The organism is Pseudomonas sp. FP1762 (genome assembly GCF_030687105.1).
In the GTDB taxonomy this organism is placed as follows: Bacteria; Pseudomonadota; Gammaproteobacteria; order Pseudomonadales; family Pseudomonadaceae; genus Aquipseudomonas; species Aquipseudomonas siliginis.
The window spans coordinates 4,585,580-4,600,336 of the sequence record NZ_CP117458.1 but is presented as its reverse complement, the minus strand read 5'-3'; the positions used below and the strand labels follow the sequence as shown (position 1 = coordinate 4,600,336).

The following is a 14,757-nucleotide window of genomic DNA, read 5'->3' as shown; positions in this document are numbered from 1 at the left end:
TTGACCTTTATCCAGAATAGATGTTCGGTCGGGATTGCGCGGTGGGGTGTCACTCGGGTTTTGTTGAAAGGTAGATATTCGCGAGCAGGCTCGCTCCCACAATGGAATGCATTTTCCCTGTGGGAGCGAGCCTGCTCGCGAAGCGGCCACTCGTCGCAGCTTAAATCCTGAAGCTGCCAACCAACTGCTTGAGACGCGAAGCCTGCTGCTCCAGATCCGAACAAGCGCGCAACGTCGCTTGCAGGTTCTCCACGCCTTCCTGGTTCAGCGTGTTGATCTCGGTGATATCGACATTGATCGACTCGACCACTGCGGTTTGTTCTTCGGTCGCGGTCGCCACCGACTGGTTCATCCCGTCGATCTCGCCAATGCGCAGGGTCACGCTGTTCAGGCGTTCGCCGGCGAGGTTGGCGATCTCGACGCTGTCCTGGCTGTGGCGCTGGCTGTCGCTCATGGTGCTCACCGATTCCCGGGCGCCGACTTGCAGCTCCTCGATCATGGTCTGCACCTGTTGGGCCGATTCCTGAGTGCGGTGCGCGAGGTTGCGCACTTCGTCGGCCACCACGGCAAAACCACGACCGGCCTCACCGGCGCGTGCCGCTTCGATCGCCGCGTTCAGCGCCAACAGGTTGGTCTGCTGGGAAATGCTGGTGATCACTTCGAGAATCTGGCCGATGTTGACGGTCTTGCTGTTCAGCGACTCGATGTTGGTGCTCGACGCGCTGAGCATGCTCGACAGCTGGTTCATCGCTTTGATGCTGCGCTCCACCACTTGCTGGCCATCTTCGGCCAGACCCCTGGCATCGCTGGCCTGATTCGACGCTTGCGCGGCGTTGCGGGCGATTTCCTGGGCGGCGGCGCCGAGCTGATTGATCGCGGCAGCAACGCTGCTGGTGCGCGAAGCTTGCTGGTCAGAGTTGTACATCGACGAGTTCGACGCCGCGACCACGCGCAGGGCGACCTCGTTGACCTGGCCGGTGGCCGAGGACACTTCGCGGATCGAGCCGTGAATGCGCTCGACGAAGCGGTTGAATGCGGTGCCGAGGATGCCGAATTCATCGTTATTGATGATGTTCAGGCGTTTGGTCAGGTCGCCTTCGCCGTCGGCGATGTCTTCCATGGCGCGGGTCATCACGTGCAGCGGCTGGATCAGCAGGCGGATGAGCATGCCGAGCAGGGCAATGATGATTACCACGGCAATGATGGTTGCGATTACCGCTGAGGTGCGGAATTCGCTGAGCATCGCGTAGGCCTGGTCTTTATCGATCGACAGACCGATGTACCAGTTCACCGACGGCAGGCCTTTGATCGGAGCGAAGGTGACGATGCGGGTTTTGCCATCAACTGTCACTTCGCTGAAATCGCTGCTGATGCGCGGCGTGTCTTGTGGGTAGGCTTCTTTGAGCGACTTCATTACCAGGGCCTTGTCCGGGTGGACGAGGATCTTGCCGTCAGCGCTGATCAGAAACGCATAGCCCATGCCGTCGAAATCCCGCGCGGCGAGGGTGTCGATCAGCGATTGCAGGCTGAGGTCGCCGCCGACCACGCCGACGCTCTGCCCGGCCTTTTTCGACGCGGTGGCGATGGAGATGATCAACTGGCCGGTGGCCGCATCGATGTAGGGTTCGGTCAGGGTCGAGGTGCTGCTGCTTTCGGCACCTTTATACCAAGGGCGTACGCGCGGATCGAAACCGTCCGGCATCTTCACGTCCGGGCGGATGGTGAAGTGGCCAGTGGCATCGCCCAGGTAGGTGGCCATGAACGTCGAGGTCAGGCTTTTCTGTTCCAGCAGGCTGGCGACCGTGGCAGGTTCCGGGTTGATGGCGATGTTCTGCGCGGCGTTCTCGATCAGCAGAATGCGCCCGCTGAGCCAGGTCTGGATGTTGCCGGCGGTGACCTCGCCCATTTCATTGAGGTAGTTGTTCAGATCATCGCGGATCGCATTGCGCTGCAGCCAGTCGTTGTACAACGTGAACGAGGCAAAAGCGGCAATGACGATGAGAGCGGCGGCAAGCAAAATCTTATGGCTGAAGCGCAGGTTTTTGTTCATGGCTTGGGGTTCCGCTAAGGTCTTAATGTCCTGGGCGTGCTTTGATAGAGACGCGCACTATGGGCAAGGTTGAAAAATTGATATTTCCGGCTCTCCTTAGGGAAATGTCCGACCCGGTTTTCTGGCGGGTCTGTCCAATTTATGTATCGGCCATGTGTCATCAAAGATTAACCATTGGGTGAGAAAATGCCTGACTCCTCGCAACTCGTTATCGGCGCTGATCCGGCCGCGCAACCCATCGCTCAGGCCATGCGCCTGGCCAACCGCCACGGCCTGATCGCCGGCGCCACCGGCACCGGTAAAACCGTGACGTTGCAGCGCCTGGCCGAAGCGTTCAGCGACGCCGGTGTGGCAGTGTTCGCTGCCGACATCAAGGGCGACCTGTGCGGCCTCGGTGCTGCCGGCAACCCGCAGGGCAAAGTGGCCGAGCGCATCGCCGGCATGCCCTGGCTTGGTCACACGCCGCAGGCTTATCCCGTCACGCTGTGGGACATCCACGGTGAATCCGGACATCCGTTGCGCACCACGCTGAGCGAAATGGGTCCGCTACTGATCGGCAGCCTGCTCGAGCTGACCGACAGTCAGCAGTCGGCGCTGTACGCGGCCTTCAAGGTGGCGGATCGCGAAGGGCTGTTGCTGCTGGATCTCAAGGATCTGAAAGCGCTGCTCAATCACCTCAAGGACAATCCACAGTTGCTCGGCGAAGACGCCGCGCTGATGACCACCGGTTCCAGCCAGGCACTGTTGCGCCGGTTGGCGACGCTAGAACAGCAGGGCGCCGAAGCCCTGTTCGGCGAGCCGGCGCTGCAACTCGAAGACATTCTGCAACCGGGCGCCGATGGCCGTGGACGTATCCATCTGCTCGACGCCAGCCGTCTGGTGCACGAGGCGCCGAAGGTTTACGCAACGTTCCTGCTGTGGCTGCTGGCCGAGTTGTTCGAGCAACTGCCCGAGCGCGGCGACGCCGACAAACCGCTGCTGGCGCTGTTTTTCGACGAGGCGCACTTACTGTTCGGCGACACGCCCAAAGCTCTGCAGGAACGGCTTGAGCAAGTGGTGCGCTTGATTCGTTCCAAAGGCGTTGGCGTGTATTTCGTCACCCAGTCGCCAGCGGACCTGCCGGATGACGTGCTGGCGCAGTTGGGCTTGCGCATTCAACACGGCATGCGTGCGTTCACCGCCAAAGAGCAGAAATCCCTGCGTGCGGTTGCGGATGGCTTTCGGCCGAATCCGGCGTTCGACAGTCTGTCGGTACTGACTGAACTGGGAATCGGCGAGGCGCTGGTGGGAACGCTGACCGAGAAGGGCACGCCGGAAATGGTCCAGCGCGTGCTGGTGGCACCGCCGCAATCGCGGATCGGCCCGCTGACTGAAACCGAGCGCACCGTGCTGATCGCCGGCTCGCCGTTCAAGGGCCGTTATGACAAGCCGATCGATCGCGAGTCGGCCTATGAAATCCTGATGGGACGCAAAGGGCTGGCGCCCGAGGCTGAAACACCAGCGGGCAAAGCTGCGGCCGAAGAGCCGAGCCTGGCTGACCGCGCTGGCGAATTCCTCGGCACGGCGGCAGGGCAGGCGCTGAAATCGGCGATGCGCCAGGCGGCCAATAATCTCGGCAAGCAGTTGGTGCGCGGGTTGATGGGGTCGCTGCTCGGCGGCAGCAAGCGCCGCTAAAAGCAAAGATCGCAGCCTTCGGCAGCTCCTACAGTTGAAATGCATTCATTCTGTAGGAGCTGCCGAAGGCTGCGATCTTTTGATTTTGCTTCAGGCTTTCCCCTTGGCATGCGCCGCCAGCCGCTCCAGCGCCGCGCGCAATCCCGGATCGCTGATCCCGTCGGCCGTCGACTGAATCGTCTCTGCCGCACTGCTGGACAGATCCATCGAGTGCCCAACTGCCCGATGCTGCACGATCGGCGGGCGCACGCTGAATTTGATCCGCGTCAAGTTGGCGAACTCTTCGAACAGTTGCAGTTGCCGTTGCAGGCGTTTCTGTTGATAGCGCAGGCGCGTCGCCCAGTGACCGTCAGTGACCACCAGCGACAGCTCGCCTTCGCGCCATTTGGCCACCCGGCAATGCTCGCGGGCGGCCGGTTGCAGCTGGCTTTCGAGCAGGCGCTGCAAATGCTCCAGGCGCTGGGCATGGCCGAGGATGGCTTTGAGCGGTTTGGCTTCACGTAACAGAACGGCGGGTGCTCTGGCCGTGAGAGGGCGAAACGCCATGATCGAACACCTGAAAGTCACAGAGGCGCCATGGTAGCAGAAAGCTGCGGAACCTCTGGGCCATTGCTTTTGTCCCTGATTTGCTCATTAAATCAACGCCTGACTTCTTTCCCCCGACGGGTTGAAGTTGAGCAAAACGCCCCTATTTTAAGTGAGCCCCGTCAAAGCGCAGTGCCAGCATCGTGGAACATCGCCACTTTCCTCACCACCGTTTCCGGGTAGAATGCTCGTTCGCATGCGGCCATGAGGGCTGCACGGGCGACTCACGGGGCCGCCCTCCATCCCTTTAGTGTGGAAGATCCTGCCGATATGTTTGCGCCTTTGTTAAAGAAACTTTTTGGAAGCAAGAACGAGCGTGAAGTCAAACGCATGCTCAAGACGGTGCAGCTCGTCAATGCCTTCGAAGAGCAAATGGTGGCCCTTTCGGACGATCAATTGCGCGCCAAGACCGCCGAGTTCAAGGCCCGTATCGCCAAAGGGGAAACCCTCGACAAGCTGTTGCCGGAAGCCTTTGCCGTAGCCCGCGAGGCCGGCAAGCGTGTGATGGGCATGCGCCACTTCGACGTGCAACTCGTCGGCGGCATGACCTTGCACGAAGGCAAGATCGCCGAAATGCGCACCGGTGAGGGCAAGACCCTCGTGGCCACCCTGGGTGTTTACCTCAACGCACTGTCCGGCAAGGGCGTGCACGTTGTGACCGTGAACGACTACCTGGCCCGCCGTGACGCCAACTGGATGCGTCCGCTGTATGAATTCCTCGGCCTGACTGTCGGCGTCGTGACGCCGTTCCAGCCGCCGGAAGAAAAGCGTGCCGCCTACGCTGCCGACATCACCTACGGCACCAACAACGAATTCGGTTTCGACTACCTGCGCGACAACATGGCGTTCAGCATGGATGAAAAATTCCAGCGCGAACTCAACTTTGCCGTGATCGACGAAGTCGACTCCATCCTCATCGACGAAGCGCGTACCCCGCTGATCATTTCCGGTCAGGCCGAGGACAGCTCCAAGCTGTACATGGAGATCAACAAACTGATCCCGCAGCTGGAACTGCACGTCGAGGAAGTTGAAGGCCAGGTCACCAAGGCCGGCCACTACACCGTTGACGAAAAGACCCGCCAGGTCGAACTCAACGAAGCCGGTCACCAGTTCATCGAAGAAATGCTCACCCGCGTCGGCCTGCTGGCCGAAGGCGAAAGCCTGTACTCGGCGCACAACCTTGGCCTGCTGACCCACGTCTACGCCGGTCTGCGTGCGCACAAGCTGTTCAATCGCAACATTGAATACATCGTGCAGGACGGTCAGGTCGTACTGGTCGACGAACACACCGGTCGTACCATGCCGGGTCGTCGTCTGTCCGAAGGCCTGCACCAGGCTATCGAAGCCAAGGAAGGTCTGAACATCCAGGCCGAGAGCCAGACCCTCGCCTCGACCACTTTCCAGAACTACTTCCGTCTGTACACCAAGCTGTCCGGCATGACCGGTACCGCCGACACCGAAGCGTTCGAATTCCACCAGATCTATGGTCTGGAAGTCATGGTCATTCCGCCGAACAAACCGTTGGCGCGTAAAGACTACAACGACCTGGTGTTCCTCACCGCCGAAGAGAAATACGCTGCGATCGTCGCGGACATCAAGGAAAGCATGGCCGCCGGTCGTCCGGTGCTGGTGGGTACCGCGACCATCGAGACGTCCGAGCACATGTCCGAATTGCTCGTCAAAGAAGGCATCGAACACAAGGTTCTCAACGCCAAGTTCCACGAAAAAGAAGCTGAGATCATCGCTCAGGCCGGTCGTCCGGGTGCGCTGACCATCGCCACCAACATGGCCGGTCGTGGTACCGACATCCTGTTGGGCGGCAACTGGGAAGTGGAAGTCGCTTCGCTGGAGAACCCGACTCGTGAGCAGATCGCGCAGATCAAGGCCGACTGGCAGAAGCGTCACCAGCAAGTGCTGGAGTCCGGCGGCTTGCAGGTAATTGCTTCCGAGCGTCACGAATCGCGCCGTATCGACAACCAGCTGCGTGGCCGTGCCGGTCGTCAGGGCGATGCCGGTTCGAGCCGCTTCTACCTGTCGCTGGAAGACAGCCTGATGCGCATCTTCGCCTCCGACCGCGTGAAGAACTTCATGAAAGCCCTGGGCATGCAGCCGGGCGAAGCGATCGAGCACCGTATGGTGACCAACGCGATCGAGAAGGCGCAGCGCAAGGTTGAAGGCCGCAACTTCGACATCCGTAAGCAACTGCTCGAGTTCGACGACGTCAACAACGAACAGCGTAAAGTGATCTATCACATGCGTAACACGTTGCTGGCCGCTGACAACATCGGTGAGACCATCGCCGACTTCCGTCAGGACGTGCTCAACGCTACCGTCAGCGCGCACATTCCGCCGCAATCGCTGCCAGAGCAGTGGGACGTGGCCGGCCTGGAAGCGTCGATCGAAAGCGATTTCGGCGTGAAACTACCGATCCAGCAATGGCTCGACGAAGACGATCACCTGTACGAAGAAACCCTGCGCGAGAAGCTCATGACCGAGCTGATGGCGGCGTACAACGAGAAGGAAGATCAGGCCGGTGCCGAGGCGCTGCGCTCGTTCGAGAAGCAGATTGTCCTGCGCGTACTCGACGACCTGTGGAAAGACCACTTGTCGACCATGGATCACCTGCGTCACGGCATTCACCTGCGCGGCTATGCGCAGAAGAACCCGAAGCAGGAATACAAGCGCGAATCCTTCACACTGTTCTCCGAGCTCCTCGATTCGATCAAGCGCGACTCGATCCGCGTGCTCTCGCATGTTCAGGTGCGTCGCGAAGATCCGGAAGCCGAAGAGCAACGCCTGCGTCAGGAAGCCGAAGCACTGGCGGCGCGCATGCAGTTCGAACACGCCGAAGCGCCTGGCCTGGATCAGCCGGAAGCGCTGGGTGAGGAGGTCGATGTGGCACTGGCCACCGCCGCTGCCCCGGTTCGCAACGAGCAGAAGCTGGGCCGCAACGAACTGTGCTACTGCGGTTCGGGCAAGAAATACAAGCATTGCCACGGGCAGATCCAGTAAAACCCGTTTCAATCGCTGAACACCCCGCGCCGCGACCGGCTCCTGCCGTCGCGGCGTTTTGCCATTTATCCCACCGTCCTTTCCCGTGGCGGTGCTGACATCATTGAGTAAGGAGCGCATTCATGGCTGTTGGTCTTGGTCCTTTGCCAACGTTGCACCCGGTTGCCGGTTTTGAACTCGGTATCGCCTCGGCCGGCATCAAGCGCCCGGGGCGCAAGGATGTAGTGGTGATGCGCTGTGCTGAAGGTTCCACCGTGGCTGGCGTGTTCACCCTGAACGCGTTCTGCGCCGCGCCGGTGATCCTGGCGAAAAAGCGCGTGCACAATGCCGTGCGTTACTTGCTGACCAACACGGGCAATGCCAACGCCGGCACCGGCGAACCGGGCCTGGCCGCCGCCGAGCGCACCACCGCTAAACTGGCTGAGCTGACCGGCGTCGATGCCAGCCAGATTCTGCCGTACTCCACCGGCGTGATCGGCGAGCCGCTGCCGGTCGAGAAGATCGAAGGCGCACTGCAAGCCGCGCTGGATGATCTGTCGGAGAATAACTGGGAAGCCGCCGCCACCGGCATCATGACCACCGACACGCTGCCCAAGGGCGCCAGCCGCCAGTTCGAGCATGACGGCGTGACCATCACTGTCACCGGCATCAGCAAAGGCGCCGGCATGATTCGCCCGAACATGGCGACCATGCTGGGTTACATCGCCACCGACGCCAAAGTCTCCCGCGAGGTGCTGCACAACCTGATGCTCGACGGCGCCAATAAGTCGTTCAACCGCATCACCATCGACGGCGACACCTCGACCAACGATTGCTGCATGCTGATCGCCACTGGCAAGGCCACTCTGCCTGAGATCACCCGCGCTGAAGGCGAGCTGTTCGCCAAGCTGAAACAAGCGGTGTTCGAAGTGTGCATGGACGTCGCCCAGGCCATCGTGCGTGACGGCGAAGGCGCGACCAAATTCGTTACCGTTGAAGTGAATGGCGGCGGCAATCATCAGGAATGCCTGGACGTCGGTTACACCGTGGCCCACTCGCCGCTGATCAAGACCGCGCTGTTCGCCTCTGACCCGAACTGGGGCCGTATCCTCGCTGCCGTGGGTCGTGCCGGCGTGCCGGATCTGGACGTGAGCAAGATCGACGTGTTCCTCGGCGACGTGTGCATCGCCAGCCGTGGCGCTCGCGCAGCGACCTACACTGAAGCCCAGGGCTCGGCCGTGATGCAGCAGGAAGAAATCACCATCCGCATCGAACTGGGCCGCGGTGATTGCAGCGAAACCATCTGGACCACCGACCTGTCGCATGAGTACGTGAAGATCAACGCTGAATACCGTACTTGATTCAAGGTGTGGGAGTGGGCTGCCGGCCTCTTCGCGGGCAAGCCCGCTCCCACAGTGATTGCGGTCGTTCACAAATGCCGTGTACACCACCAAAACCTGTGGGAGCGGGCTTGCCCGCGATGACGGACGACCAGACGCCAGACATTCTGGATTGTTTCCCTGACGAAAAGGCGCCACACCATGTCCCTGCACCTGATCATCGGCGACAAACTGCTTTCCTCCTGGTCCCTGCGTGCGGCACTGGCGCTGGACCTGACCGGCGCACCCTACAGCGAAGAGCTGATCAAGCTCGGCAAACCCGACACCCGCGAGCGCCTGCTCAAGCACTCGCCGACCGGCAAGGTGCCGCTGCTGCATACCACCCGTGGCACCATCGCCGATTCGCTGGCCATTGCTGAGTACCTCGCTGAGCAGTTTCCGTCCGAGCAACTCTGGCCGAGCCATACCTTTGCCCGCGCGCAGGCCCGCTCGGCCTGCGCACAAATGCACAGCGGCTTCTTCGCCATGCGTAACCACATGCCGTTCAACCTGAGCCAGGACGCACCGCTGAACCCGGTGCCGCCAGAAGTGAAGGTCGATATCGAACGCATGCTCGCGCTGTGGGCCGAATGCCGCGCGGCAGCGACGGAAGAGGGGCCGTACCTGTTCGGTCGTGTCAGCCTTGCCGATGCCTTTTTCGCGCCGATCGCCGTGCGCTTGCGCACCTATCAGGTGAAGCTGCCGGCGGTCGACGAAGCCTATGTTGAAACCATCTACCAATGGCCCGCCTTCAAAGCGTGGCAAAAGGCTGGACTGGAGGAATTGAACCCGTGAAACGCGTCCACGTCGCCGCTGCCGTCATTCGTGACGGCGCCGGCAAAATTCTGATCGCCCGCCGTGCCGACACTCAACACCAGGGCGGCTTGTGGGAATTTCCCGGTGGCAAGGTCGAGGCTGACGAATCGGTCGAGTCGGCACTGGCTCGCGAGCTGCACGAAGAGCTGTGCATCGTCGTTGATGCTGCGCGGCCGCTGATCAAGGTTCGCCACGATTACCCGGACAAACAGGTCTTGCTGGATGTCTGGGAAGTCTCGGCGTTCAGTGGCGAACCCCACGGCGCTGAAGGCCAGCCACTGGCCTGGGTCACTGCCAGGGAATTGATCAACTACGAGTTCCCGGCGGCCAATCAGCCGATCGTCGCGGCGGCGCGCTTGCCTGCCGAATACTTGATCACTCCCGAAGATCTGGAAGGCCCGGCCTTGTTGCGCGGCATCCAGAAAGCGATTGCCGGCGGAATCAAATTGATCCAGCTGCGCGCACCCAACGGCTACGACCCGAAATACCGTGATCTGGCGGTCGACGCGGTGGGCCTGTGCGCCGGCAAGGCGCAGTTGATGATCAAAGGGCCGTTCGAATGGCTGGGCGATTTCCCGTCTGCCGGATGGCACATCACCGCTGCCCAACTGCGTAAATACGCAGCGGCAGGACGTCCGTTGCCGGCCGAGCGCTGGCTCGCGGCGTCCTGCCATGACGCCGAAGAACTGGCGCTGGCCGAGCAGATGGGCATTGATTTCGTCACTCTGTCGCCGGTGCAGCCGACGCTGACGCACCCGGATGCGCAGCCGTTGGGGTGGGAGCGAGCACAGGCGTTGATTGACGGTTTCAGTAAACCGGTGTTTCTGCTCGGTGGAGTAGGGCCGGCGGAGCGCGAGAAGGCTTGGGGTACTGGGGCTCAGGGTGTCGCGGGGATTCGGGCGTTCTGGCCTGATCCAGTGTAAGGGCTACCGACCTCTTCGCGAGCAGGCTCGCTCCCACAGTGGATTGCATTTCTCCAGTCAGAATGCAGTCAAATGTGGGAGCGAGCCTGCTCGCGAAGGCGCCCTGACAGGCGCTACTTTCCTTCAGGTTTCGCCGCCGGCTGCCACAAAATCTCCGCCACCCCCTGCCGCCGCGCAATCAACCGCGCCACAACAAACAGCAAATCCGACAACCGATTGATATACGCCAGGCCAACCCCGGCCAACGGCTCGATCGCGTTCAAATGCTGACAACGCCGCTCCGCACTGCGCGCCAGACTGCGGCAGACATGCGCCTGCGCAATCATCATCGAACCACCCGGCAAGATGAAGTTTTCCAGCGGCCCCAGCTCTTCATTCCACACATCGATCGCCGCTTCCAAACGCTCGATTTCAGCCTCGTTCAGTGCCTGATATTCAGGCATCGCCAGTTCGCCACCGAGGTCGAACAGGCGGTGCTGACACGGCGCCAGCACTTCGATGATTTCATTCAGTCCCGGATGCACTTCGCGCTCGGTGAGCAAACCGGCGAGCAGCACACCGACCTGACTGTTCAGCGTATCGACCTCGCCGATCGCCTCGATGCGCGGGTGATCCTTGGGGACGCGACGGCCGTCACCGAGGCCTGTTTCGCCTTTGTCGCCGGTGCGGGTGTAGATCTTCGACAAGCGAAAGCCCATGGGTTACCTCGGTAGTGAATTGGTTTCGGTGGTCAATGGCGCAGGCTGCACCAGCGGCAGACGCAGCGTGAAACAGGTGCCCTGGCCGGGCGCCGACTGCACTTCCATCTGGCCTTTGTGATTGTTGGTGATGATGAAGTACGACACCGACAGACCAAGCCCCGTGCCCTGGCCGATTTCCTTGGTGGTGAAGAACGGCTCGAAAGTGCGCTTGCGCACGTTCTCGCTCATGCCGATGCCGTTGTCCTCGACCTGAATCTCGGCCCACGGCGGATTGAGTCTGGTGCGCAAAATGATCCGGCCCGGCTCGCTGTCGTCTTCGCGCTGATGAATCGCCTGCGCGGCATTTTTCAACAGATTGAGCAGCACCTGTTCCAGTTCGTTGGCGGTGCCCGGCACTGGACCCAGGGCCGGGTCGAACTGGCGGATGATCGCCTGGCCCTTGAAGTCGAAACCGATGGCCAGATCGAAATCGTTGCCGGCGATCTCAACGGCTTGATCGATCAGCGCCGGCAGATCGCACGGCGCCATTTGCCGGGTGCTGCGGCGGCTGAAGCTGAGCATGTGCGTGACGATTTTCGCCGCGCGGGCGCCGGCCTGTTGAATGCCGTCGAGCAGTTGCGGGACTTCGCGGCCTTGCAGGTAGCGGTTCACAGTGTCCAGTTCGATGCCCAGTTGTTCGGCAGTCTCGATGTTCTTCGGCAGATCCGCCGACAGACGCCGACGAATGTTCTGCACGTTGTGCAGGATCGCGCCGAGCGGGTTGTTGATTTCGTGGGCCATGCCGGCCGCGAGGCCACCGACCGAGAGCATCTTCTCCGACTGCACCATCATTTCTTCCAGCGACAGACGCTGGGTGATGTCATCGATACGGATCACCACGCCACGCCCGGCACCGCCCATCAGCGGATAAAACGTCAGCGCATAATGCTTGGGTTCATCGTCCTTGAACCAGGTCACCCGGTCGACTTTGGCCACGGTGTGCTGTTCGACGGTGGCCTTGAGCTGCGGCAAGAATGGCTTGAGCGGTTCGAAGGCGAGGAAGATCGGCTGGTTCAGCGCCTCGTCCAGGCGCGTGCCGGAGAGCGCGCTGGCCTCTTGGTTCCATTGAGTGACGTAGAGCTGCTCGTCGAGGGCGATCAGCGCCGACGGCATCGAGTCGATGATGCTGTTGAGGTAATTCTGGAAGCCGGTGAGTTTCTTTTCGATCTTGCTGCGCACCTGGACTTCCAGCTCCAGCTTGCGGTTGGTGTGGCGAGTTTCCTCGGCCAGGCCTTGCGCCTGATCGTATGCGGCCTGCGAGTCGTCGCGGGCGCGTTTGAGCTGCTGCTCGCGGGCTTCGATGCGCGAAAGCATGGTGTTGAACGCCTCGGCCAGACTGCCGATTTCGTCGTGGTTGCCGCGCGCGGCGCGCAGGGCGTAGTTCTCTTCGCGGGTGACCTGCCGGGACAATTCCTCAAGCTGGTGAATCGGTCGGGTAATCAGACGTTTGATCTGCCGGGCGATGACCAGCCACAGCAGTACGCTGAAGATCAGGATGCCGAGGCTTGCGGTCAGAGTGCCGGTGTAGAACGCCATCGGCAGTTCGCTGCTGGCCACCAGCAACAGATGCCCCGGTGCGGCACCGGGGCGGGGCAGGGTGATCAGTTGATTGCTGCGAAACTCGGTGAGTTGCCAGGCTTCGACATGGCGGTAGCGCTCGGGGAGGCTGAGTTTTTCGCCGCGCTGCACTTGCGCCAGGCGTTCGCCCTTGTCGTCGTACAGGGCGGCGGCGCGCAGCGGTGAATAACTGTCGAGCTCCTTGAGCAGGCGCTCGGCGCTGCGCGGCGACTCCAGCGCATCGCTGACCAGACTCGGATTGGCGATCAGCCGGCCGATGGTCTGCAGGGCCTGTGGTGCCATGCTTTCCTGGGAAATGTAGTAGGCGGCGCTGATAAAGGTCAGGTTGGCGACCAGCAGAACCGTGGTCAACAACACCAGCAGGGCGGCCAGCAGTTTCTGGCCGACCGGCAGGTTTTCAAGGCGCTGGCGCAATGGCATCAGGTTTATCGCAGCAGGGGAACAAGTCGTCAGCCTAGCGGCTGCTCAGTCACTGGGCAATCCACGCTTGCGCAGATGCGCCACCAAACGTTGCTGCAACTGGTGCAGATGCGGCAGATACAACTGATGGCGCTCGGCGACTTTGCAGGCGTGGCCCAATAGATAGCTGATTTCGGTGCGGCGCTGGTTGGCGACGTCCTGATACATCGAAGAGTAATTGGCGGCGGTGGCGTGGATCACGCGTTCGACTTCCGCTTGCAGATTGTCCGCCGCAGCGGGTTGGCCGCAGCGTTCGAGCAGTTCGGTCAATTCGGCACAGAGTGTGGCAACTTCGCAGTGATGCTCGCTCAGCCCGCCGTTGCGGCAGTCGTGGAGCACGGTCAGCGGGTTGATCGCGCAGTTCAGCGCCAGTTTGCGCCACAGTCGAGTGAGGATGTCAGCGCTCCATTCATGGGGAATGTTCGCCGCTTGCAGGTCGTCTAGCCAGACCGGCGCCAGCGGATTTGCACCATCGCCCAGCCAGTTGAACCCGTGACCGGCGAACACCACGCGCCAATCGCCATCACGGAACGCGCCCTCGGTGCTGGAGGCGCTGATGCAGCGCGCCTGTGGCACCCGCGCGGCCACGGCGTCCTGACTGCCAAGGCCGTTTTGCAGGAGAATCAGTTCGACATCCGGAGCGAGGCGTGAAGCGAGGCGGGCGACGGCCTCTTCGGCGTCATAGGCCTTGCACGCGACCAGTAAACGGCGAATTGGCTCGGGGCTGTCCGGGGTTTCGCCGGGAACTGCATAGGTATGAGCTTGTCCGTTTTCTACCAGGGTCAAGCCGCCCACTGCCTCGTAGCTGTGCAAGCGCGCCGCATCGCGCAGGATCAGTTGCACAGGCAAGCCGGCGCGAGCCAGACGTGTCGCCCAGAGTGTGCCGAGGCTGCCGGCGCCAAGTACGTGCCAGGTGGTCGACATCAGTTTTTTGCTCGATTGCTTGCAGGCATGTGCGGCTCGCCGTATCGGTAGGAAAAGACCCGTTATAATGAGCCCGATTTTAACCGCAAGCCAAGCGCGCTCCATCCACATCGAGCGCGCCTTTTTATTGGAGAGATTACATGCCGTCGTTCGACGTGGTATCCGAACTGGACAAACACGAACTCACCAACGCGGTCGAGAACGCCGTGAAGGAACTCGATCGTCGTTATGACCTGAAAGGCAAGGGCAGCTTCGAGTTCAAGGAAAAAGACCTGACCGTCAGCCTCACCGCCGAAGCTGCTTTCCAGCTCGAAGCGATGATCGAAATCCTCAAGCTGGCGCTGACCAAGCGCAAGATCGACGTGCAGTGCCTCGAGGTCAAGGATGCTTACGCGTCCGGCAAGCTGATGAAGCAGGACGCCATCCTCAAGGAAGGCATCGACAAGGAGCTGGCAAAGAAAATCGTCGGCCACATCAAGGAAGCCAAGCTCAAGGTCCAGGCCGCCATTCAGGGCGAGCAGGTGCGTGTCACTGGCAAGAAGCGCGACGATTTGCAGGAAGCCATCGCGGCCCTGCGTGCCAAGGAATTCGGCATGCCGCTGCAGTTCAACAACTTCCGCGACTAAGCTTGTCTTGTG

The 14,757-nt window shown here is 61.2% G+C and carries 11 protein-coding genes; 6 read left to right on the top strand and 5 right to left on the bottom strand.

The features are described 5' to 3' along the window. Nucleotides 1–160: 160 nt before the first annotated feature. Nucleotides 161–2,050 (bottom strand): methyl-accepting chemotaxis protein, encoded by a 1,890-nt coding sequence (locus PSH90_RS20475; RefSeq protein ID WP_041479805.1) that lies wholly within the window; start codon nucleotides 2,048–2,050, stop codon nucleotides 161–163. A 186-nt stretch (nucleotides 2,051–2,236) separates the two neighbouring features. Between PSH90_RS20475 and PSH90_RS20470 the strand changes: the two genes are divergently transcribed. After that, entirely contained in the window at nucleotides 2,237–3,724 is a 1,488-nt protein-coding gene (locus tag PSH90_RS20470; RefSeq protein ID WP_095181632.1) for a helicase HerA-like domain-containing protein, read from the top strand. 90 nt (nucleotides 3,725–3,814) lie between these two features. Here PSH90_RS20470 and PSH90_RS20465 read toward each other — a convergent pair whose 3' ends face one another. Then, nucleotides 3,815–4,270 (bottom strand): DUF721 domain-containing protein, encoded by a 456-nt coding sequence (locus PSH90_RS20465; RefSeq protein WP_095181464.1) that lies wholly within the window; start codon nucleotides 4,268–4,270, stop codon nucleotides 3,815–3,817. 309 nt (nucleotides 4,271–4,579) lie between these two features. On the opposite strand from PSH90_RS20465, the gene secA reads away from it, so the two are divergent. The 4 genes from secA to PSH90_RS20445 all read left to right on the top strand — a co-directional run bounded on the left by secA (nucleotide 4,580) and on the right by PSH90_RS20445 (nucleotide 10,418). Continuing rightward, nucleotides 4,580–7,321, top strand: coding sequence for a preprotein translocase subunit SecA (gene secA / locus PSH90_RS20460; RefSeq protein ID WP_305381419.1), 2,742 nt, complete (start codon nucleotides 4,580–4,582; stop codon nucleotides 7,319–7,321). A 122-nt stretch (nucleotides 7,322–7,443) separates the two neighbouring features. Continuing rightward, nucleotides 7,444–8,661, top strand: coding sequence for a bifunctional glutamate N-acetyltransferase/amino-acid acetyltransferase ArgJ (gene argJ / locus PSH90_RS20455; protein WP_305381417.1), 1,218 nt, complete (start codon nucleotides 7,444–7,446; stop codon nucleotides 8,659–8,661). A 180-nt stretch (nucleotides 8,662–8,841) separates the two neighbouring features. Continuing rightward, the gene (locus tag PSH90_RS20450) at nucleotides 8,842–9,474 is read left to right on the top strand and encodes a glutathione S-transferase family protein (RefSeq protein WP_305381416.1); all 633 of its coding nucleotides are present in this window, start codon (nucleotides 8,842–8,844) and stop codon (nucleotides 9,472–9,474) included. Then, on the top strand, nucleotides 9,471–10,418 hold the full coding sequence (locus PSH90_RS20445; RefSeq protein WP_305381415.1) for a Nudix family hydrolase: 948 nt from the start codon (nucleotides 9,471–9,473) through the stop codon (nucleotides 10,416–10,418). Before PSH90_RS20450 ends, PSH90_RS20445 begins: the two co-directional genes overlap by 4 nt. A gap of 113 nt (nucleotides 10,419–10,531) precedes the next feature. On the opposite strand, the gene PSH90_RS20440 is transcribed toward PSH90_RS20445, so the two are convergent. Genes PSH90_RS20440 through PSH90_RS20430 form a run of 3 tightly spaced genes read right to left on the bottom strand, consistent with a single transcriptional unit; the run spans nucleotide 10,532 to nucleotide 14,119 of the window. After that, the gene (locus PSH90_RS20440; RefSeq protein WP_252868159.1) at nucleotides 10,532–11,116 is read right to left on the bottom strand and encodes a cob(I)yrinic acid a,c-diamide adenosyltransferase; all 585 of its coding nucleotides are present in this window, start codon (nucleotides 11,114–11,116) and stop codon (nucleotides 10,532–10,534) included. A 3-nt stretch (nucleotides 11,117–11,119) separates the two neighbouring features. Beyond that, entirely contained in the window at nucleotides 11,120–13,156 is a 2,037-nt protein-coding gene (locus PSH90_RS20435) for an ATP-binding protein (RefSeq protein WP_252868158.1), read from the bottom strand. Nucleotides 13,157–13,201: 45 nt separating this feature from the next. After that, the gene (locus PSH90_RS20430; protein ID WP_305381413.1) at nucleotides 13,202–14,119 is read right to left on the bottom strand and encodes a putative 2-dehydropantoate 2-reductase; all 918 of its coding nucleotides are present in this window, start codon (nucleotides 14,117–14,119) and stop codon (nucleotides 13,202–13,204) included. A 140-nt stretch (nucleotides 14,120–14,259) separates the two neighbouring features. On the opposite strand from PSH90_RS20430, the gene PSH90_RS20425 reads away from it, so the two are divergent. Then, nucleotides 14,260–14,745, top strand: coding sequence for a YajQ family cyclic di-GMP-binding protein (locus PSH90_RS20425; protein ID WP_016773491.1), 486 nt, complete (start codon nucleotides 14,260–14,262; stop codon nucleotides 14,743–14,745). Nucleotides 14,746–14,757: the final 12 nt, after the last annotated feature.